At 66.2% G+C, this 19941-nt stretch carries 19 protein-coding genes; 10 read left to right on the forward strand and 9 right to left on the reverse strand.

Features of this window, described 5'->3' with window-relative positions; genetic code table 11:
* Positions 1 to 73: 73 nt before the first annotated feature.
* The 3 genes from GKO32_RS23775 to GKO32_RS23785 all read left to right on the forward strand — a co-directional run bounded on the left by GKO32_RS23775 (position 74) and on the right by GKO32_RS23785 (position 2223).
* Positions 74 to 643, forward strand: a complete 570-nt coding sequence (locus GKO32_RS23775) for a TetR family transcriptional regulator (RefSeq protein WP_154759104.1) — start codon at positions 74 to 76, stop codon at positions 641 to 643.
* A 25-nt stretch (positions 644 to 668) separates the two neighbouring features.
* On the forward strand, positions 669 to 1355 hold the full coding sequence (locus tag GKO32_RS23780) for a metal-dependent transcriptional regulator (protein WP_154759105.1): 687 nt from the start codon (positions 669 to 671) through the stop codon (positions 1353 to 1355).
* A 67-nt stretch (positions 1356 to 1422) separates the two neighbouring features.
* Entirely contained in the window at positions 1423 to 2223 is an 801-nt protein-coding gene (locus GKO32_RS23785; protein ID WP_154759106.1) for an LLM class flavin-dependent oxidoreductase, read from the forward strand.
* A gap of 559 nt (positions 2224 to 2782) precedes the next feature.
* Here GKO32_RS23785 and GKO32_RS23790 read toward each other — a convergent pair.
* Together GKO32_RS23790 and GKO32_RS23795 are read right to left on the reverse strand one after the other, a co-directional pair.
* Positions 2783 to 3313: a hypothetical protein gene (locus GKO32_RS23790; protein WP_154759107.1), complete on the reverse strand. Its 531-nt coding sequence runs from the start codon at positions 3311 to 3313 to the stop codon at positions 2783 to 2785.
* A gap of 198 nt (positions 3314 to 3511) precedes the next feature.
* Positions 3512 to 3796, reverse strand: coding sequence for a glutaredoxin family protein (locus tag GKO32_RS23795; RefSeq protein ID WP_154759108.1), 285 nt, complete (start codon positions 3794 to 3796; stop codon positions 3512 to 3514).
* Between the two features lie 177 nt (positions 3797 to 3973).
* Here GKO32_RS23795 and GKO32_RS23800 point away from each other — a divergent pair, with 177 nt between their 5' ends.
* Positions 3974 to 7411 (forward strand): choice-of-anchor D domain-containing protein, encoded by a 3438-nt coding sequence (locus tag GKO32_RS23800; protein ID WP_166459704.1) that lies wholly within the window; start codon positions 3974 to 3976, stop codon positions 7409 to 7411.
* Positions 7412 to 7447: 36 nt separating this feature from the next.
* On the opposite strand, the gene GKO32_RS23805 is transcribed toward GKO32_RS23800, so the two are convergent.
* From GKO32_RS23805 to GKO32_RS23815, 3 genes are all read right to left on the reverse strand, one after another.
* On the reverse strand, positions 7448 to 8281 hold the full coding sequence (locus GKO32_RS23805) for a phosphoribosylaminoimidazolesuccinocarboxamide synthase (protein WP_154759110.1): 834 nt from the start codon (positions 8279 to 8281) through the stop codon (positions 7448 to 7450).
* Between the two features lie 91 nt (positions 8282 to 8372).
* Complete coding sequence (locus GKO32_RS23810) at positions 8373 to 10052, reverse strand: SDR family oxidoreductase (protein WP_154759111.1); 1680 nt, start codon at positions 10050 to 10052, stop codon at positions 8373 to 8375.
* Between the two features lie 116 nt (positions 10053 to 10168).
* A complete protein-coding gene (locus GKO32_RS23815) occupies positions 10169 to 11701 on the reverse strand; it encodes an alpha/beta hydrolase (RefSeq protein ID WP_312868446.1) in 1533 nt (510 codons plus the stop codon).
* Between the two features lie 95 nt (positions 11702 to 11796).
* Here GKO32_RS23815 and GKO32_RS23820 point away from each other — a divergent pair, with 95 nt between their 5' ends.
* Positions 11797 to 12444, forward strand: coding sequence for a rhomboid family intramembrane serine protease (locus tag GKO32_RS23820; RefSeq protein ID WP_154759113.1), 648 nt, complete (start codon positions 11797 to 11799; stop codon positions 12442 to 12444).
* Here the strand turns inward: GKO32_RS23820 and GKO32_RS23825 are convergent, their stop codons facing one another.
* Entirely contained in the window at positions 12445 to 13056 is a 612-nt protein-coding gene (locus GKO32_RS23825) for an ester cyclase (protein WP_154759114.1), read from the reverse strand.
* 92 nt (positions 13057 to 13148) lie between these two features.
* Here GKO32_RS23825 and GKO32_RS23830 point away from each other — a divergent pair, with 92 nt between their 5' ends.
* A complete protein-coding gene (locus tag GKO32_RS23830) occupies positions 13149 to 13529 on the forward strand; it encodes a winged helix-turn-helix transcriptional regulator (RefSeq protein ID WP_154759115.1) in 381 nt (126 codons plus the stop codon).
* On the opposite strand, the gene GKO32_RS23835 is transcribed toward GKO32_RS23830, so the two are convergent.
* Together GKO32_RS23835 and GKO32_RS23840 are read right to left on the reverse strand one after the other, a co-directional pair.
* Positions 13518 to 14762 (reverse strand): sigma-70 family RNA polymerase sigma factor, encoded by a 1245-nt coding sequence (locus tag GKO32_RS23835; RefSeq protein ID WP_312868447.1) that lies wholly within the window; start codon positions 14760 to 14762, stop codon positions 13518 to 13520. The genes GKO32_RS23830 and GKO32_RS23835 overlap by 12 nt on opposite strands.
* 38 nt (positions 14763 to 14800) lie before the next feature.
* Positions 14801 to 15232, reverse strand: a complete 432-nt coding sequence (locus GKO32_RS23840; RefSeq protein WP_154759116.1) for a YciI family protein — start codon at positions 15230 to 15232, stop codon at positions 14801 to 14803.
* A gap of 156 nt (positions 15233 to 15388) precedes the next feature.
* Between GKO32_RS23840 and GKO32_RS23845 the strand changes: the two genes are divergently transcribed.
* Positions 15389 to 16303: a ribonuclease Z gene (locus tag GKO32_RS23845; protein ID WP_312868448.1), complete on the forward strand. Its 915-nt coding sequence runs from the start codon at positions 15389 to 15391 to the stop codon at positions 16301 to 16303.
* A 127-nt stretch (positions 16304 to 16430) separates the two neighbouring features.
* Here GKO32_RS23845 and GKO32_RS23850 read toward each other — a convergent pair whose 3' ends face one another.
* A complete protein-coding gene (locus GKO32_RS23850) occupies positions 16431 to 17432 on the reverse strand; it encodes a hypothetical protein (protein WP_154759117.1) in 1002 nt (333 codons plus the stop codon).
* 123 nt (positions 17433 to 17555) lie between these two features.
* Between GKO32_RS23850 and GKO32_RS23855 the strand changes: the two genes are divergently transcribed.
* From GKO32_RS23855 to GKO32_RS23865, 3 genes are read left to right on the forward strand one after another with little or no spacing between them, the layout of a single operon-like run.
* A complete protein-coding gene (locus GKO32_RS23855; protein WP_154759118.1) occupies positions 17556 to 18854 on the forward strand; it encodes an MFS transporter in 1299 nt (432 codons plus the stop codon).
* 59 nt (positions 18855 to 18913) lie between these two features.
* Positions 18914 to 19471 (forward strand): HNH endonuclease family protein, encoded by a 558-nt coding sequence (locus tag GKO32_RS23860; RefSeq protein WP_154759137.1) that lies wholly within the window; start codon positions 18914 to 18916, stop codon positions 19469 to 19471.
* Positions 19472 to 19531: 60 nt separating this feature from the next.
* On the forward strand, positions 19532 to 19936 hold the full coding sequence (locus GKO32_RS23865) for a VOC family protein (RefSeq protein WP_154759119.1): 405 nt from the start codon (positions 19532 to 19534) through the stop codon (positions 19934 to 19936).
* Positions 19937 to 19941: the final 5 nt, after the last annotated feature.

A 19941-nucleotide genomic window follows, 5' to 3' on the forward strand; every position in this document is an offset into this window, starting at 1 on the left:
AAGATTGATGACAGTGACTGAAATCAACGTAGCACTGCATGACAGTGACTGTCATCCCGACTACTATCGGGCCATGAGCCGATGGAAGCCCGATGCCCTTGGCCGTCTCCAGGAGGCCGCGCTCGAGCTGTACGGCGAGCGGGGTTTCGAGCAGACCACCGCCGCGCAGATAGCTGAGCGGGCTGGGCTCACGGAACGGACGTTTTTCCGGTACTTCGCCGACAAGCGCGAGGTGCTGTTCGCGGGTTCCGCTGAGTTTCAGGACTTCCTGGTGGGCAAGCTGGAAGCGGCCCCAGCTTCGTCGTCGCCGATGGAGGCGGTGATCTCGGCGTTGCGCCAGGTGAGTGACGGCTACTTCGAGGAGCGCCGGAGCTTCGCGCAGCGCCGCCACGAGGTCATCCTCGCGAACAAGGAGCTGCAGGAGCGCGAGCTGATCAAGCTGGCGACGCTCGCCGCTGCGCTCGCCGACGTGCTGCGCGGGCGCGGCGTCGCGGACCCGGCTGCTGAGCTGGCCGCCGAGGCGGGGATCACGGTGTTCCGGGTCGCCTTCGAGCGCTGGGTCGCGGGGCGTGGCGACGTGACCCTGTCGGACACTATCGCCCGCTATGCGGGCGAGCTGGACGCGGTGACCGCGGGGCGCTGAGCTCGGGAGGCCGTAGAGTTGACATATGCCGGACACTTCCAGTCGCTCGTCGTCGTCCTCGACCGAGGACTACATCCGGGTGATCTATGGCCTGGTGGAGCGCGGCGAGCCCGTCACGAACACGACCCTTGCCGCGCGGTTGGAGGTCAGCCCTTCCTCGGCGTCGGGCATGGTCACGAAGCTCTCGCAGCAGGGGCTCGTCGAGCATGTGCCGTACCGGGGGATCGAGTTGACGCCGGCGGGTTTGCTGCTGGCGCGCGGGGTGTTGCGGCGGCACCGGCTGATCGAGACGTATCTGGTGCAGGAGCTGGGCTACACGTGGGACGAGGTGCACCTGGAGGCCGACGCGCTGGAGCACGCGGTGTCGGATCGGCTGGTCGAACGGATCTCGGCGAAGCTCGGCCACCCTTCGCGTGACCCGCATGGGGATCCGATCCCGGCGACGGATGGCAGCGTCGAGGAATTGCCGACGCGGTTGCTGGATGAGCTGGAGCCGGGGGCGGTTGGTCAGATCGTGCGAGTGTGGGACACGAACCCGAACATGCTGCGGTACCTGGCCGACCATGAGATCGGGATCGGGGAGCGGATCGAGGTGGTCGAACGGCAGCCGTTCGGCGGGCCGCTCGTGGTGCGGGTGGGGGCGCCGCCCGAGGTGACCACGCATGCGCTGGGCAAAGAGATCGCGCAGGCGTTGAGCGTCGCCGTACATTGAGGCGCGTATCAGGAATTGCCGCTTCCGGGTGGATGTTCCGGCGGCGGTGACGAGTCACCATCGGTTCATGACTGATCGAGCCTTCCGGTTCGGTGTGGTCGGTACCGGCACCGATCTCGCCACCTGGACCGCCCTCGCGCGCAGGGCAGAAGCTGCCGGTTATGACACCCTGGTGTCGCCTGATCCGCAGGTAAATCTGGATCCGTTCACGATCATGTCCGCTGCTGCCGCGGTGACCGAACGTTTGCATGTCGGCACTTTCGTCGCGGTGGACAAGTTCCGGGACCGGCGTTTACTGGACTGGCAGGCACGCTCGCTACACCAGTTCACCGGCGGGCGATTTGAACTGGGTCTCGGTACCGGGCGCCCGGATGCCGCTGAACGTGTTGTGGCGCTTGGGGGTTCTTGGGACCATCGGTACTCGCATTTGGTAGAGACCATTGATTTCCTGAAGAAGCAGCCCGATCGTCCGCCGTTGCTGCTGGCTCCCGGTGGGCCGAAAATGATCAAATTGGCTGGGCGGGAAGCTGATATCGTGACCATGGCTTGGCTGCCACGCACCACCGAAGCCGATGCGCGGTCTATTGTGGACAGTTTTCGGGCGGGTTGTGACAGACTGGATGACGTTGAGCTGGCGGTGAACCTGCTTGCCGTTGGCGACGACCCTGCGCCGTGGCTGGAACGCTTCGTCGGCGCGACCGTGGCGGACTTGGCCGCCGCCGGTGCGGTCACCGTGCTGCCGGGCACACCCGAGCAGGGCGCGGAGACCCTGCGGCGCTGGCGAGCAGAGCTGGGGATTTCTTACGTGACGGTGAATTCCGGCTACCTGGACCAGTTCGCACGGATCATCGAGCTTTTGCGGCGGTAGCGGGTGGGTTGTTGGCGGTGGTGCGGGCCGTCGGCGGTGGTTGCGTAGGAAACCGTTGCGCCATCCACGAAACCGGCGGCCGTCAACGAAAACCGAGAGGGCCCAACCGGCCACGCCCCACCGCGAAAACCGGCGGCCGTCGATGCGAAGCGAGCAGGGCCCAACGCCCATACCCACCCCCGTCCGCGAACACTCACAGATCGGGGCGGGGGTGGGCCCACTCGAGAACGAGGGCGTCCAGCGCCCGGACAACCGCCAGAGCCCGAAGGGCATCGCGCGAAGCGCGACTTCAAGATCAAAAGAATGCCTCGCCGGCGGGCAGGCTCCGGGATAACTGGCCCAACGGGACCTCACCTTGGCAAGGTGGTCGAGTTGAGTGGTCATCCCGTCGCCTGCGGTTTTCGAATATCACTTTTCCTCAGGGCCGCAAGCTTTGTGTTCTCGGGCGGCGGTCCCGGCGCCTGTTGCGGCCCTGAGCAAAAGTGATTGTTCCTTTGTCAGGCGACGGGATGACCGCCCAACTCTGGGGCTTTTTCGAGCCTGCCTCGGCTATTTTATTTTACCAGCAAATAACGAGCAGGCATGACGGTTTCGGTTGTGCCGTGCTCGACGTTTTCGATGTCGAATTCGACGGCTGGCTACTGCTCGTCGGAGTTGTGGTGACCGAAGGACCGGCGGTCGAATCATCATGCCCGGGAGTTGCGGAATCGGTGACCGTGACGGTCTGCGTTTCGCTTTCGCCCGCGCGGTGTGTGCGCGGGATTTCGTTGATGCCCGCACCGACCGCGCCGGGTGCCTGGTTGGTCACCACGATGGTCTTATTGGTCGCAGTAACCTCGGAACCACTTGGTGTGACAGCAACTCCGCCGCCCGCGAGCCCACCCGTCGGCGGGTGTGGCAGGTTGAACACGGACGGTGAATCGGCCTGCGGTTCCTTCGATCCGAAGTGGACGAGGAGTGCGGCGAGCCCGCAGCCCAGCACCACAGCGAGCATCACGGCGGTCATCCGCATGCGCCCGTTGGACTTGCGAGCGGGCCCACCCCAGCCCTCGCGTTCGAGCAGCTCGGCCACCGACACTTCGTCGTTCACCGGACATACCTTTCGAACGGGGGAAAGCGCCGAGGGTATTTCTAGCGTAGCCCGCCAGTCCGTGACGTGTCAGGGTGCGGAAAAAGTGCGGAAATCACTGACCGTGTCGCTGAACAAGGTTAGGCGCTGATTTTCGCGACATTCCGCAACCGGCCTAACGGGAGACCACGCGAGGTCTCAAGTGCAGGTCCAGGGTTACTACTTGGTGCGGGCGTCGAGCAGCTGCGGTGCATGCTCGCGGACGGCGGCGAGCACCTGGTCGATGTCCGGGTTGACCATCGCCGCCGGTCCGACGAAAACCGTCGGCACGGTCTCGTTGCCGTCCGCAACCGCGCGAACACGTGCTGCGGCCGTCTCGTCCTCCCAGATATTGACCTCGTGTAACGGCAAGCCGGCGCGTTCCAGGTGTGCCCGGAGCATCATCGAGAACCCGCAACCCGGGCGCCAGTAGAACTCGACAGCAGTTTCGTTCGCGGATGCCATGCGTCCAGCGTAGCGACCTGCCGAGGTTCGTGATCTATCCGTTATGTCGGTATGTAACACGATCGGGTCATATAGCGAAGTCTCTCCCGGGGGACGGCGTGACGGGGTGTTGCGCCTAGTGGGGGTTACGGAGGCGTTTTGTCGACCCGAAAGTGTCTGCCTGTTCGGATTCTGTTGTTGTCCGTTGTTGCCATTCTGGTCGGCCTTGGCGCCGCTCCCGTGGCGTCCGCGGATAACACGACTGCCGGCCACAATGCCCTGCGTAACGGCTGGGATGACGACGAGGCCGGTCTGGTCCCATCGCAGGTAGGCGCGGCCGATTTCGGTCAACTGTTCGCCGCGAACGTGGATGGCCAGGTCTATGCCCAGCCGGTCGTCGCGAACGGCGTGGTGATCACCGCCACAGAGAACAACAAGGTCTACGGGCTCGACGCGGTGACGGGTGCGCAGCGCTGGAGCCTCAACCTCGGCCCAGCCTGGCCCGTTTCGACGGTCAGCTGTGGTGACCTGGTGCCGACCATCGGCGTCACGTCGACGCCCGTCTACGACCCGTCGACCGGCACCGTCTACCTGACGGCGAAAGTCAATGACGGCCCCGATCCGCAGCATCCGCACTGGTACCTGCACGCGCTGGACGCACGCAACGGCGCCGAGCGCGCGGGGTTCCCGACCGCGATCAAGGGCTCGCCGACCAACAACCCGAACGTGCCGTTCAACCCGATGACCGCGATGCAGCGGCCCGGCCTGTTGCTCCTTGACGGCGTGGTCTACGCCGGGTTCGCCAGCCACTGCGACTACACGCCTTACGTCGGCTACATCGTCGGCGTCAACGCCTCGACCGGGGCCCAGACCACTATGTGGGCCACCGAAGCGTCCGCTTCGGACGAAGGCGGGATCTGGCAGGCGGGCTCCGGTCTGGTCTCCGATGGCCCCGGCCGGATCATCTTCGCCACCGGCAACGGCGTCGCGCCCGCGCCCGGTCCCGGCGAGGACCCGCCGGCGACGCTGGGCGAGTCGATGGTGCGCCTCGGCGTCAACGATGACGGATCCCTTACCCCGCAAAGCTTCTTCAGCCCGCACGACAACACGAAGCTCAACCAGGACGACGCCGACCTCGGCTCGGGCGGCCCGATGGCGCTGCCGGCGGACTTCGGCACCACGGCGCATCCCCGACTCGTCGTCGAAGTCGGCAAGGACGGCCGGATCTACCTGCTCGACGCCGACCACCTCGGCGGGGCGGGGCAGGGCCCGAACGGTGGCGACGCGGTCGTCGGCATGACCGGCCCGTTCCAGGGCGTGTGGGGACGGCCCGGATTCTGGGGTGGCGACGGCGGTTACGTCTACGTCGTCGGCAGCAACGGGCCGTTGCGGGCGTTGAAGTACTCGGCGAACGGTCCGTCGCTGACTTCCGTTGGTACGACGAGCGACAACTTCGGCTACACCTCGGGTTCGCCGGTGATCACCTCGACGGGCACCACGTCGGGTTCGGCGCTCGTCTGGGTCGTCTACAGCACCGGTCCGAACGGGGCGAACGCGCAGCTGCGCGCGTATGACCCGGTTCCGGTCAACGGTGTGCTGAAGATGCGTTACTCCGCACCGATCGGCACCGCGGTCAAGTTTTCCGTGCCTGCCACGGATAACGGCCGCGTGTATGTCGGCACGCGCGACGGGAAGGTCCTCGGGTTCGGCCGGCCGACCACCGCGGTGCTGGCGACAAAACCGTACGACTTCGGCTCGGTCGCCGTCGGGTCCACAAAGGACACGACGGTCACGGTGACCGCGAACCGCGACCTGACGCTGAACAGCGTGGCCGCGGATGCGCCGTTCACGACTTCGCTTGCCACGCCGGTGAATCTGCTCAATGGTCAGCAGCTGAGCGTGCCGATCTCTTACACGCCAACGACTTGGGGCGCTTCGACGGGAAGCCTGACGTTCCGGACGAACGTCGGTGACACCGCGCTGGACCTGCACGGACAGGGTACGCAACCCGGTCTGGGTGCGACGCCGCCGTCACTCGACTTCGGACAGGTGCGCACCGGAGCGGCCAAGGAACTGAGCGTCAACATCCTCAACACCGGTACCACAGCCGAGACCATCAGCGACGTGACCGTGCCGACCGGGTCCTTCACTGCGGACAACTTGCCCGCTTCCGGAACGGTGCTGGCAGCCGGGGCTTCGGTGACGATCCCCGTCACCTATGAGCCGACGCAAGGCACGGACGCCGGGACACCCGAAAGCTCTCAGCTGACGGTGTCCAGCAACCAGGGTTCGGTGACGGTGCCGATCACGGGTACCGCGCTGACCGGTAAGCCGGAGCTGACGCTCGATCCCGCCGTGGTGGACTATCACACTGTCCCGATTGGACAGTCGGTGACGCTTTCCTTCACCGTGGCCAACACCGGGACCGTGCCGCTGACCATCACCAAGGCCAAGGCACCGGCGGGTGTGTTCCACACCGACGATCCGCTGGGCGAGTTCCAGTCGATTCCTCCTGGTGATTCGCTGCAGCAGAGTGTGACCTTCACGCCGACGGACGCGTACCCGGCGACAGCGGTGTACGAGATCACCGGTGATGACGGGCAGGGCGCGCAATACGTGACCCTGAAAGGAAATACCGATCCGATCACCGACTACTACAACAAGATCGGTGGCGCGCGTGGTTCGGTGCTGAGCGATCCGGTTTCGGCTCAGTACCCGACGGCGGACGGCGGTAAGGCGCAGGACTTCCGCGGTGGCTCGATTTACTGGTCCGCGGCCACCGGTCCGCATGTGGTGATCGGCGACATCCTCGCCAAGTACAAGTCGATCGGCGGTCCGTCGAGCGCGCTGGGTTACCCGGTCACCGACGAGAGCGGGACACCGGACGGTGTCGGCCGGTACAACCATTTCGCGGGCTCGGGCGGTGCGTCGATCTACTGGACGCCCGGCACCGGCGCGCATTTCATCCAGGGCGCGATCCGGGGTAAGTGGGCCTCGATGGGCTGGGAGACGGGGCCGCAGGGTTACCCGGTCACGGATGAACTGACCACTCCGGACGGTGTGGGCAAGTTCAACCACTTCTCACGTCCCGATGGCGCGTCGATCTACTGGACGCCCGCGACGGGCGCGTGGTCGATTCAGGGCCAGATCCGGGACAAGTGGGCCGCGCTGGGCTGGGAAACGGGGCCGCTCGGTTATCCCGTGACCGACGAACTCGGGACCCCGGACGGGATCGGGCGCTACAACCATTTCAGCAATGACGGCTCGATCTACTGGACTCCGTCGGCAGGCCCGTGGTCGATCCACGGCGCGATCCGGGACAAGTGGGCCGCGACGGGCTGGGAAACAGGCCCGATGGGTTATCCGGTGACCGACGAGTCGACCACTCCGGACGGTTTCGGACGCTACAACCATTTCAGTAAGGCGGCGTCGATCTACTGGAGCCCGTCCACTCCCGCGTCCGCGATCTACGGTCTCATCCGGCAGAAGTGGGCGTCGCTGGGCTGGGAACGCAGTGCCCTCGGCTATCCGACGTCCGATGAATACGGCATCGACGGCGGGCGGCGAAACGACTTCGTGCACGGGTGGATCACGTTCTGGTTCTCCAACGGGGCCGTCGTCGACACTTACCGGTAGCGCACCGGCTGGGCAGCCATGCAGTCCACTGTGGACTCAGGCTGCCCAGCTGTTGCCGGTGATCCGCTCGTAGGCCTCCGCGTACCGGCGACGGGTCGCTTCGACGACGTCCGCGGGAATCTCCGGGCCCGGCTCGGTCTTGTCCCAGCCCGTGCTTGTCGACCATTCGCGGACGAACTGCTTGTCGTACGAGTACTGCGGCCGGCCGGGCTCCCACTGGTCCGCCGGCCAGAACCGGGACGAGTCCGAGGTGAGTACCTCGTCGCCAAGCGTGAGCACACCGGCGGAATCCCAGCCGAACTCCAGTTTCGTGTCCGCGACGATGATTCCGCGGCTTGCCGCGTGTTCGGCGCCCCGGCGGTAGATCTCGAGGGTCAGCTCGCGCAGCCGCTCCGCGGTTTCGCGGCCTTCCTGCTGTACGACATCGTCGAACGTGATGAACTCGTCGTGCCCTTCGCTGGCTTTCGTGGTGGGGGTGAAGATCGGCTCGGGCAGTTTGCTGCCTTCTTCGAGCCCGGGCGGCAGCGTGACACCGGAAACCGTGCCGTACTTCTGGTACTCACGCAGGCCGAGCCCGGCCAGGTAGCCGCGTGCGATGCACTCGACCTGGACCATTTTCAACGGCCGGCAGCGGACCGCGCGCCCCGCGAACTCCTCGGGCACGTCGGTGGTGGAGAGCACATGGTTGGGCACGACCGCGCCGAAGTACTCGAACCACCAGTTCGACAGCTGGGTGAGCAGCGCGCCCTTGCCGGGTACGGGAGTGGGCAAAACCACGTCGTAGACCGAGACCCGGTCGGACGCGACCAGGAGGATGTCCTCGCCGTCGCGATAGAGGTCACGAACCTTGCCCGCGTGAATGTGCTCCATGGTCAGTCATCCTAGGCGGCGTCCCGGCGAGGCCGGACAGCCGAGGTGGACAGTCCACATGCGACGGTCGCACGGAGGGGCGCGGCGGTGACTACGTGTGCCGGGCCGCGGCGCGTAATGCCGCCGGGGAAATGCGTGACAGGACCAGGCCCGCCTTCGCCTCGGCGGTGACTGGGACGGTCGCTTTCCCGGTGGCCACCGCACGCAGGATTTCCGCCGCCACCTTTTCCGGGCCGAAGTTCCTGCGGCGGTAGAGTTTCGTGGCGCCGGCCCGCCTGCGTTCCTGCTCGGCCGCGTCCACACCGGAAAACGTGGTGGTGCGGGTGATGTTCGTGGCCACAAAGCCGGGGCAGATCGCGGACACGCCGATCCCTCGGCCGCTCACCTCGGCGCGGAGGCAGTCGGAGAGTGCCAGCACCGCCGCTTTGCTCGTCGAATACGCGGCGAGTGATTTCAGCGGCAGGTAGGCGGCTGCGGACGCGACGTTGACGATATGCCCGCCCTCGCCGCGCTCGGCCATCGCCTGCCCGAACACCTGGCACCCGTGGATCACGCCCCACAGGTTGACGTCGAGCACCCGCTGCCACTCTTCTGTTGTGGTATCAAGAAAACTGCCCGCGTGGCCGACGCCGGCGTTGTTCACCACGATGTCCGGTACACCGTGCTGGGCGATCACCTCGTCGGCGAACTTGCGCATGGCCGCCTCGTCGGACACGTCGACCTGGTAGGCATGCCCACCGGTGGCGCGGGCCGCGTCCTCGTCGAGATCACACACCACGACCTCCGCGCCCGTGGCGGCGAACGCTTGCGCGGTGGCGCGTCCGATCCCGCTGCCCGCGCCGGTGACCACGACCAGCGGCGGGGTCTCGGTGCGGGCTCGGCGCAGGCCGCGTGGTTCGGGTGCGCCGTCGAGGTGGTCGATCAGTTCGGTCACCATCCGAGCGACCTGCGTGCCCTCGCGCAACAGGGTTGACCAGTGGCCGGCGTGCAGACGCCGGCGCCACAGGCGTGGTACCCATCGTTCGAGGCCTTCGGTGACGGCCGGGGTGACGTAGCGGTCGCGGGTCGGCACGATCACCTGCACGGGGACTTGGGTGTACCGTTCGCGCGGCTTCGTGAACCGGTGGCGGAAGTTGGCCCGGTACAAGGAAACTCCGCGTGCCGCGTCGGATGACATCGTGGGTGCGGGATGGCCGGGGCGCGGTGGCACGCCCTCGACGCGGCTGAGGAACGATGGCCAGCGCCGCGCGATGACGGTGCGCCACAACAGTTCCGGGACAATCGGCACGTGGAATGCCGCGATATACCAGGAACGTAGTTGCTGGGCGAGAACCTTGCGGAGGTGCTTCGGGCTGCGGTTACGGCGTGCCCAGTACGCGACATGATCGAGGCAGGGCCCGGAAATCGACGTGAACGACGCGATCCGCTCGTGCGCGCCCGGTTCGGTGACCGCTTCCCACGCCTGGATGGACCCCCAGTCATGCGCGACAATGTGCACCGGGCGGTCCGGGCTCAGCTTGGTGATGACGGCGAAGAGGTCATCTTTGAGCTGGGACAATTGGTATGCGGCCGTGCTCCGTGGAGCATCGGACTGACCCGCGCCCCGGACGTCGTAGCGGACCACGTGGAAGCGCCCCGAAAGCGCGGCTGCCACGTCGTCCCACACCTGGTGTGTGTCAGGGTAACCGTGCACGAGCAATACTGTCGGCGCATCCGCAGGCCCCTCCTCGAACACCGCGAGCCGGACGCCACCGGAGACCACCGTCTGCATGGGAACGAACGTAAGTGTTACCCGGGGTAACGGTCAAGCCCCGAGGCGCTCCACCCACAAAACCGCCGCCGTGTCACGAAAGCCAACCAACGGACCCACCGCCCACTGCCACGACGTCATCTTGAGTGGGTGGTCGGGCGGCTTTGTGCTGTTGTCGTTGGTGGGGTTGGTTGTGGTAGGGGGGTGCAGGTTACGTCCGCTTTGTTGCCCGGTTTTCTCGCCGGGAGGTTTCCGGTCAGCAGGTAGTCCGCGATTTTGTCGTCCACACAGGAATTGCCGCGCGGGGTTATGGCGTGGCTTGTACCGCCCGGTTCGGCGATCAGGACCGCACCGGGGAAGCGGCGGCGGACTTCGAGACTGCCTTCATAGGGCGTCGGCGCATCGAGCGTCTCGTCAATCAGTAGCACATTCGGCACCTTGCTGCCGTCGACGCGCACCGGTGTACCGGCTTTCGCCGGCCAGTACAGGCATGGTGCGTTGTACCAGGCATTCTGCCAAGTGAAGTACGGCGCCTGCGTGAAAGTGCGCCAGTTGTCGAAGCGCCACTGGTTCCAGTTTGTCGGCCACTGTACGTCAGTGCATTGAACAGCAAGGTAAACCGCGAAACCATTGTCGTCACCACGACCGCCGAAGGTCTCGAAAAGCGACTTCATGGTTTGCCAATCACCTTGGTTCACGAACTTCGCGAAGGCATCACCCAGCGACGGCCAGCGGATCTGATAGTACGAAGCCTGCTGGAACACATCGAGCCACTCGTCCGGGCCGATGACACCGCCCGCCGGCTGGAAGGAGAGCTTCGCAAGCTGTTCGTCGAAAACGTTCTTCACCGCATCGCCGGTGCCACCAAGATGGTAAACCGAATCGTACTTCGCCACCCAGTCGAACCAGATCCGGATATTGCGATCGAAACCAATATCCTGGTTCAAATTCGCCTGATAGAAAACGTAACGCGGGTCCACGTTACTATCCAGAACCATACGGCGCACGCGGTTCGGGAAAAGGGTGCCGTACACCTGCCCGAGATAAGTGCCATACGAATAGCCGTAAAAATTCGCCTGCTGCGCACCGAGCGCAGCGCGAATCGAGTCCATGTCCTTGACCGTGTCGACGGTCTTCATGTGCTGTAACAGCGCCGGATCATTGTTCTTCGCGCACGCGCCCGCGTAATCCTTCGAGCGCCGCAGCCAAGTTTGTTCCACTTGCGGAGTGAGCGGAAGGTAGTTCGGCCGGTTGTAGTCCATGTACAACGGATCACACGAAAGCGCGGGCTTGCTCGAACCGACGCCACGCGGGTCGAAGCCGATCCAGTCGTAGGCGTCCCCCGCGTGGTCCGGCAGCTTCGAACCCCGCGCCGCCAAGTACAGCCCGGACCCACCAGGCCCGCCCGGGTTCGTCAGCATCACGCCTTGGTACTGCGAATCCGCCACCTTGTGCTTGACCCGCCCGACGGCGAGCTGGATCTTCGCGCCCCCGGGATTGTCGTAGTCCACCGGGACCGGCAGGTAACCACATTCACCGCCCGCCGCGACCAGCGCCGGGTCCGTGCACGGACCCCAGGTGATGGACTCCGTGGCCGCCGACGCGGGCGTCGCCGCCATCATCGAAGCCACAGTCAATGCGGACGCCGCGAGGGCCACGAGACGTTTCACGCGACGCAACATTAGCCCCGATTTTCCCAGGAGGTATCCGCCGTAAGTAGGGACCCTCCGTTACTCTTTGCTCAAAGCGGACACGGGAGGCCAGCATGAGCATGCCGCGCGGCGAGGAAGCCGAAGCGCTGCTTGCCGAAGCTCGCAAAGCGCTGTGGGTCATGGTCGGCATCCTCATGGTGCTGTGGATCGTGCAGATCATCAACGCCGCGCTGGGCTACGAGCTGAGTTTCGATTACGGCATCCGCGCCCGGGAGCCCGGCTCACTGCCGGAAATTTTCAGTGCCCCGTTCCTGCATTTCAGCTGGGCGCATATCGAAGGCAACTCCGGACCGTTGTTCATCTTCGGGTTCCTCGCCGCCTATCGCGGGGTGAAGAAATTCCTCGGGGTGAGTGCGCTGATCGTCATCGGCAGCGGGCTCGGCGCGTGGTTCACCTCCGGCGCCGGCACGGTCGGGGCCGGCGCCAGCGGTGTCGTGTTCGGCTACTTCGGTTACATCATCGTGCGCGGGCTGTTCGACCGGCGCCCCATCGACCTCGTGATCGGGCTGGTGATGGCGTTGTGCTTCGCCTACCAGTTCTCACTGCTGATCCCCGCCGGTGAGGGCATCGGCTGGCAGGCGCACCTGTTCGGTTTCATCGCCGGGGTCGTCGGCGGCTGGCTGTTCCGCGAGCGCCGGCCCAAGAAGGCCGTCGAATCCGGCGCGACGACGCTGATCGACAAACCCTTGCAGTCCTCGTGATCAGGCCAGCCCGAGCTGCTGGTTGAAGGTCAGGTTGTCCCAGAACAGGAATTCCTCGTCCATGGTGCCCTGGCGGTTCCAGATTCCCACGGTGCACATGCTGATCGAGTACTTCTTGCCGGTCGGCTGAATGAAACCGCCCTTGCCGTCGGGCATCGGCCGGCTGAACGTGCCCTGCATGACGCCGGTGACGGCGGTCAGTTCGTTCTTCGCGATGCGGAACGGGTGCGAGTGGATGTGCGTGTCCGGCGCCCAGACGAACATGGCTTTCAAGTCGTCGAGGTGCTTGTCGATGCCGTCGGTGTAGTGCCCGTCCGGCCAGTGCACGCGGATGGTGCGCGCGTGGCTCTCGCCGAGCCGCGACCACTCGGCGTTGCTGAAAATCTGGAAGTCCAGGTCATCGAACGTTTGGAGGTGCCTGCGCTCGGTGGCGGTGAGGTTCTTCGGGTACGGCGGGTTGGGGACCGGGGTGACGGCCGGGTCCGGCAACGGCTGGTGCCCGCCGAGCGGGTACGGGGTCGCTTCGGCGGTTCCGCTGGCGACGGCGGTCATCGCGAGCGCACCGAACGCGGCGGCGGTGCTGTTGGTGATCAACGAACGTCGGTTGAGCATGTCCAGGCCTCTCCTCAGTCGGGCGGTTACCACAGCCTTGCAGTAACTTTTGGAAACCGCAACGGATTGGATACTGGTGTGACTTGGGTATCATGAGTGCTGTGGAAACCGAGGACCAGGAGTACGACGTCTACTCCAGCCAATGCCCGTCCCGGCCCACGTTGGACCACATCACCGGGCGGTGGGGGATGCTCGCGCTCGGCGCGCTGGCCGACGGGCCGATGCGGTTCAACGCGCTGGCGCGGCGCGTCGAGGGGGTGAGCCAGAAGATGCTGGCGCAGGCCCTGCACGCGCTCGAGCACGACGGGCTCATCCTGCGTGACGTGCAAACGACCAACCGGCTGCACGTCGAGTACAGCCTGACGCCACTGGGCCGCGAACTCGCCGGTAAGGTGCTCGAACTGATCGGCCTGCTCGAGCACCGGATGCCGGACATCCTCGCGGCGCGCGAGCGCGCGGACTCAGTCCGGTAGCGAGCCGCAGTCCTTCGCGCGGTTGAGCAACAGCTCGCGTTCCCGGGTGTTGCGCGTCAGGGCGGCGGCGCGTTCGAACTCTGCGCGCGCCTCCGGCCGGCGATCGAGCTTGGCCAGTAGATCGCCACGGACACTGGGCAGCAGGTGGTACTGGCGCATCGACGGCTCATCGGCCAGCTGGTCGACCAGCGCCAGCCCGGCTTCGGGGCCGAAAGCCATGGACAGCGCGACGGCCCGGTTCAGCTCGACGACCGGTGACGGCATCAGCTGGGCCAATGTCTCGTACAGCGCGGAAATCCGGACCCAGTCCGTGTCCTCCGGGCGGGCCGCACGGGCGTGGCAGGCGGCAATCGCGGCCTGCACCGTGTACGGACCGCCGCCGAGCTCCTCCGCCCGTGCGAGCGCACGCAACCCACGCCCGATCAGCAACCGGTCCCACAGCGCGCGGTTCTGCTCCAGCAGCAGGATCGGCTCGCCATCGGGGCCGGACCGGGCTCGCGCGCGGGACGCCTGGATCTCCATCAGCGCCAGCAGCCCGTGCACTTCGGCTTCCGCCGGTGCCAGCGCCGCCAGGATCCGCCCGAGACGCATGGCGTCCTCACACAGGCCGGGCCGCATCCAGTCGTCGCCGGCGGTCGCCGAGTAACCCTCGTTGAAGATCAGGTACACGACCTCCAGCACCGAGGAAAGCCGCGGCGCCAGCTCGTCACCACTGGGCACCTCGAATGGCACATTCGCCTTCGCGAGGGTCCGTTTCGCGCGCACGATCCGTTGCGCCACAGTCGGTTCCGCGACCAGGTAGGCGCGCGCGATCTCGTCGGTGGTGAGCCCGCCGAGCAGGCGCAACGTGAGCGCGACCCGTGCCTCGGTCGACAGCACCGGATGGCATGCGGTGAACATCAGCCGCAGCACGTCGTCGTCGACCTCGTCCGGCTCGTGCCCGGGTTCTTCGACAGGCGGCTCGCGCCCCAGCTCCTCCTGCTTACGCGCCAATGTCCGGTCACGACGGATGCGGTCGATGGCCCGGCGTTTCGCGGTGGTCATCAACCACGCGCCCGGATTCCCCGGCACGCCCGCTTCCGGCCACTGTTCCAGCGCGGCGACCAGCGCGTCCTGCGCCAGTTCTTCGGCCAGGCCGATATCGCGCACCATGCGGGTCAGCGCACCGACGATCTTCGCCGACTCGATGCGCCAGACCGCGTCGATCGCCCGGTGAGTGTCGGAGGCCGTCACGGCCCCCGAGCACACCACCTATGGACGAATCGGGCAACTCAGTTACCGCCGAGCTGTTCTCGCAACCGCTTTTCCTGTTCGAGGATCTCGGGCGTGGCGACGTCACCGAAGTCCTCGGCCTCGAACACCTGCCGGATCTCGACCTCGGACACCTCGTCCGGGCGGGTCGGGTCGTTCGGGATGCGCTTGACCCATTCGATGGCTTCCTCGCGCGACTTCACCTGGAGGATCCAGTACCCCGCGAGCAGCTCCTTCGTCTCGGCGAACGGCCCGTCGATGACGGTTCGCTGGTCGCCCTCGAATCGCACGCGGGCGCCCTTCGAGCTGGGGTGCAGCCCGTCGCCTGCGAGCATCACGCCCGCTTTGACCAGCTCTTCGTTGTACCGGCCCATGGCTTCGAGCAGCTCGGCGCTGGGCATGACACCGGCTTCGCTGTCCTTGTTCGCCTTGATCAGGACCATGAATCGCATCGTCTTGCTCCTTCGTTGTGAGGTGCTTTCACCAAGGCGTCGAACGGGTTCCCTCCGGATCGACACGGGCGCTCGGATTTTTTCCGGACGCGTGTCCCGAAGCTTGGGTCAGCCGGTCAGGTCTCGGACGGTGGCGGTTCGCAGTAACCTCCGAGAGTGTCCGTCCGTGAGTTGGTGGTGCTGGGAACCGCGAGCCAGGTGCCCGGCCGAACCCGCAACCACAACGGGTACCTGCTGCGCTGGGATGACGACGGGTTCCTGTTCGACCCCGGCGAAGGCACCCAGCGGCAGATGCTTTTCGCCGGAGTGCCGGCCTCCGCGATCACCCGGATCTGCTTGAGCCACTTTCACGGCGACCACTGCCTCGGCCTGCCCGGTGTGGTGCAACGCCTGTCGCTCGACGAGGTACGGCACCCGGTGCACGCGCACTACCCCGCGTCCGGGCAGGAGTTTTTCACCCGGCTGCGGCATGCGAGTGTTTTTCACGAGACGGCGTCGATCGTGGAGGAGCCCGTGTCGCGCGACGGCGTGATCGCGGTCGGGGAGTTCGGCGAGCTGCGCGCGCGGCACCTGGACCACCCGGTTGAGTCCTTCGGGTACCAGCTGGTCGAGCCGGGCGGGCGGCGGATGATGCCGGAGTTGTTGGCCCGCTTCGGAATCACCGGTGCCGAGGTCGGTGAGTTGCAACGGGCCGGTTCGCTGCGGCTGGGCAACCGGACCGTGACGCTCGAACAGGTCAGCGTCGCCAGGCGCGGCCAGCGGTTCGCCTTCGTGATGGACACGCGGCTGTGCGACGGCGTTTACGACCTGGCCGACCGCGCGGACATGCTGGTGATCGAATCCACCTTCCTCGATGACGACGCGCGTTTGGCGGAGGAGTACGGGCACCTCACCGCGAGGCAGGCGGCGCAGGTCGCGGCGGAAAGCAAAGTGAACAAGCTGGTGCTCACGCATTTCTCGCAACGCTACGACGATCCGACCAAGTTCTACGAAGAAGCGCGCGAAATTTTCGGCGGTGACGTGGTCGTCGCCGCCGACCTGAGCCGCGTGTCCATGCCCAGACGACGCTGAGCTCAGGTGCTCCGCCGGGCCGTGTGTCCGGAGTGGACGTCCGAAATGGACGGTACGTCGACTTCCTGGCGACGTGGAACCGGTGCCCCCGCCATCGGGACCGGCGGGGGCACCGTTGCTTGCGTGGTTACGAGGCGGTCAGTTCGTGCTGTCGCGCCACGTGCAGGTGCGGCCTGGTCCTCAGGGCCTCACGCAGCCGCTCGTTCTCCGCCTGTAGCTCCAATACCAGCCGCTGCTGGTCCCGCCAGGAAACCGGCACCGGCGTCGGTTCGTAGGTCCGGACCAATTCCCGTACCTCGGCCGGGATCGGGGCCCTGGCGGCACGATCGCGCTCGGCGCGGCCCAGCATGCGGGCGAGACGCCGGGTGTCGGTGGCCGTGATCCGGGTGCGGCCCAGGATGCGGTGCCGCAGCGGATCTTCCGGGCTGTCGAGGTCCACATCCGGCAGGTAGGTGCGCATCGTCGCGGGCGGGACCGCGTGCGAGTTGCCCACCATCTCGTTGAAGCCTGCTTCGACGCCCGGCTCCAGCAGGAAAGCGCTTCCCAGCCCGACGAGATGCCACGTGACCTCGCGCGCCCAGCGTTCGAACTCGTCGCTCGGCTGCTGACCCTGGCTGATCATGTACACCGGCCCGCGGCGGGTTTCGTCGGCGAGGTAGTCCATCAGATCCGGCAGGTGCCCGAGGGTGACCCACTGCGGGCTCGGCGTCGTCTCCGTCCGGCCGTCACACACCTGCAGCTCGGCGAGCAGCCCGCGCAGCACGCTCGGCACCGACATGCACCGGTTGAACGGCGCCTCCCCGAGCGCGGTGCAGTCGTCCCGGGTTTCGATCTCGGTCCAGATCCAGCCCTGCTCCTCGGGCCGCTCCAGCACGGTGATGGTGGTGCGCCAGACATCGCGTGGCTGGGCGTCCGGGTGCTGGCGCCGCCATTGGTACAACCGGCCGCCGCCCGCCGGCTCGTTCAGGACCGTGACCAGATCGTCGTGATCGAGCACGTACTGCCCTGGACGACCGGCTTCGATGTGGATCTCCTTGCTGGCGAGCCACTTGCCGAGGTGGTCGATGACGGTGGCGAGCAGCTGCTGACCGGGCGCGACTTGCAGGAATGACCGGAATCCGACAGCCATCACCGTCTCCTTGCGCTGGGGGACTATTTGAAACCGCTGTGCCATTCAGTGAATCCAGTGTGCAGACGGTGCCCGAGCGAAGTCAAGGGGCAGCCACCCCCCGGCTTGATCATCGTGTGGTCGATGAGGTCTTATTTCGCCGTGACCACAGCCGAAGAGGTGCCGAGCCGGCGCCGGGTGATCAGCTGGGCATTCTGGGACTGGGGCTCCTCGGCGTTCAACGCCATCGTGCTCACCTTCGTTTTCACCGTTTACCTGACGAAAGCCGTCGCGCCCGACCCGGACAGCGGCTCCGCGGATCTCGGGGTGGGCCTGACGATCGCCGGCGTGTGCGTCGCGGTGCTGGCACCCGTCACCGGCCAGCGCAGTGACGCCGGTGGTTGCCGCAAACTCCTGCTCGGCGTGCACACCGCGATCGTGGTGCTGAGCATGGCCGGGCTGTTCTTCGTCCGCGACAGCCCGTCCTACCTGTTGCCGGGCATTGTGCTGATCGCCATCGGCAGCGTGTTCGCGGAGTTCGCCACCGTCAACTACAACGCGATGCTCGTTCAGGTTTCCGTACGCCGCACCGTCGGCCGGATCTCCGGGTTCGGCTGGGCCATGGGGTATTTCGGCGGTCTGATCGCGCTGACCATCGTGCTGTTCGCGTTCATCCAGCCCGAGGTCGGGCTCTTCGGGGTCACTTCGCGGGACGGGCTGAACATCCGCGTCGTAGCGCTCTTCGCCGCGGTCTGGTTCGGCCTGTTCTCCTTGCCACTGTTCCTGTTCGTGCCCGAGGCGCCCGCGTCGGGCGAACCGCCACGCCGCAACTTTTTCGCCAGTTACGTCGTACTTGGCCGGAGATTGGCGAACATGTGGCGCGCCGAGCGGCGGACACTGTGGTTCCTCATCGCGAGCGCCGTCTACCGCGACGGGCTCGCCGCGATCTTCACGTTCGGCGGTGTGGTGGCCGCCGGGACGTTCGGGTTCAGCTCCAGCGAGGTGGTGATCTTCGCGATCGCCGCCAACCTCACCGCGGGAATCGGCGCGTTGCTCGGCGGGCGGCTGGACGACCGGGCCGGCCCGAAGACGGTCATCGTCGCGTCGCTGACGGCGTTGGTCGTGCTCGGTGCCGCGCTCGTGGTGCTGCCGGGGAAGGCCACGTTCTGGGTGTGCGGCCTCGCACTCGCCACCTGCGTCGGCCCCGCGCAGTCGGCCAGCCGGACGTTCCTCGCCCGCATCGTCGAGCCGGAGCGAGAGGGTGAGGCGTTCGGGTTGTACGCCACCACCGGACGCGCGGTGTCGTTCCTCGGCCCGCTCATGTTCAGCGGCTTCATCGCTCTGTTCGGTACGCAACGGGCAGGCATGGCCGGAATCGTCGTCGTCCTCATCGCCGGGCTGCTGGCCATCCTCGGCGTCCGAGCCCCGAAAGGTACAGCGTGAAAAAGTGGTTGCCCGTGGCCGTGCTGGTGGGATTGCTGGTCACGGCGTGCCGGCCGGGCATGCTCACAACCCAGGTGCAGCCGTCGAAAACGACCTCCGCGGGAGTCGAGCTGGCCGAACTCACGGTCAAGGCCCGCACCGGGATGGGCGGCTACTCGCGGGAGAAATTTCCCCACTGGGCCACGGTTTCCGGGCAATGTGACACTCGCGAGACCGTGTTGAAACGGGACGGTGACGACGTGCGCACGGACGACCAGTGCCGCCCGACATCCGGGACCTGGCACAGCCCCTACGACGGGGGGACCTGGACCAAAGCGTCCGATGTGGATATCGATCACACGGTTCCGCTGGGTCAGGCCTGGGAAAGCGGCGCGGCGTCGTGGACCACCGACCATCGCAAGGAGTTTGCGAACGATCTCACCCACCCGCAGTTGCGGGCCGTGACGGACAACGTCAACCAGGCCAAGGGGGACAAGGCGCCCGACGAATGGCGCCCGCCGCTGAAAACGGACTGGTGCGCGTACGCGACGGACTGGATCACCGTCAAGCACTTCTACCAGCTGACCGTCACGACTCAGGAGAAGGCCGCGCTGACCGACATGCTCAATTACTGCTGAGGCGATGAGTTTCCGTGGTGACGCGGGTCTGTCCTGGTACCGACAACACCTGGAGGCCCGATGTCCACCAAGATCTTCGTCAACCTGCCCGTCAAGGACCTGGGCAGGGCGCAGCGGTTCTACACCGAGCTCGGCTACTCGCTGAACCCCCAGTTCACCGACGAGAACGCGGCCTGTGTGGTGATCAGCGAAGAGATCTACGTGATGCTGCTGACCGAGCCGTTCTTCAAGAACTTCACCAGCAGAGACATCGTTGACACGGCGACCGGGATCGAGGTGATCAACGCGCTGAGCGCGGACAGCCGGCAACAGGTCGACGAGCTGGTGGACAAGGCGCTCGCGGCCGGTGGCACGGTGGCGAACGAGCCCATGGACATGGGCTTCATGTACAGCCGCAGCTTTCACGATCTCGACGGTCACAACTGGGAAGCGGTGTACATGGACCCGAACCACGTCCAGCAGTGAGACCC

It is taken from the genome of Amycolatopsis pithecellobii, assembly GCF_009707865.1.
GTDB lineage: Bacteria > Actinomycetota > Actinomycetes > Mycobacteriales > Pseudonocardiaceae > Amycolatopsis_E > Amycolatopsis_E pithecellobii.

Coding starts and splice junctions, on each gene's coding strand:
- GKO32_RS23775 (WP_154759104.1), top strand. CDS start 74: ATGAGCCGATGGAAGCCCGATGCCCTTGGCCGTCTCCAGGAGGCCGCG.
- GKO32_RS23780 (WP_154759105.1), top strand. CDS start 669: ATGCCGGACACTTCCAGTCGCTCGTCGTCGTCCTCGACCGAGGACTAC.
- GKO32_RS23785 (WP_154759106.1), top strand. CDS start 1,423: ATGACTGATCGAGCCTTCCGGTTCGGTGTGGTCGGTACCGGCACCGAT.
- GKO32_RS23795 (WP_154759108.1), bottom strand. CDS start 3,796: ATGGCATCCGCGAACGAAACTGCTGTCGAGTTCTACTGGCGCCCGGGT.
- GKO32_RS23805 (WP_154759110.1), bottom strand. CDS start 8,281: ATGGAGCACATTCACGCGGGCAAGGTTCGTGACCTCTATCGCGACGGC.
- GKO32_RS23810 (WP_154759111.1), bottom strand. CDS start 10,052: ATGCAGACGGTGGTCTCCGGTGGCGTCCGGCTCGCGGTGTTCGAGGAG.
- GKO32_RS23820 (WP_154759113.1), top strand. CDS start 11,797: ATGAGCATGCCGCGCGGCGAGGAAGCCGAAGCGCTGCTTGCCGAAGCT.
- GKO32_RS23825 (WP_154759114.1), bottom strand. CDS start 13,056: ATGCTCAACCGACGTTCGTTGATCACCAACAGCACCGCCGCCGCGTTC.
- GKO32_RS23830 (WP_154759115.1), top strand. CDS start 13,149: ATGAGTGCTGTGGAAACCGAGGACCAGGAGTACGACGTCTACTCCAGC.
- GKO32_RS23840 (WP_154759116.1), bottom strand. CDS start 15,232: ATGCGATTCATGGTCCTGATCAAGGCGAACAAGGACAGCGAAGCCGGT.
- GKO32_RS23850 (WP_154759117.1), bottom strand. CDS start 17,432: ATGGCTGTCGGATTCCGGTCATTCCTGCAAGTCGCGCCCGGTCAGCAG.
- GKO32_RS23855 (WP_154759118.1), top strand. CDS start 17,556: ATGAGGTCTTATTTCGCCGTGACCACAGCCGAAGAGGTGCCGAGCCGG.
- GKO32_RS23860 (WP_154759137.1), top strand. CDS start 18,914: ATGCTCACAACCCAGGTGCAGCCGTCGAAAACGACCTCCGCGGGAGTC.
- GKO32_RS23865 (WP_154759119.1), top strand. CDS start 19,532: ATGTCCACCAAGATCTTCGTCAACCTGCCCGTCAAGGACCTGGGCAGG.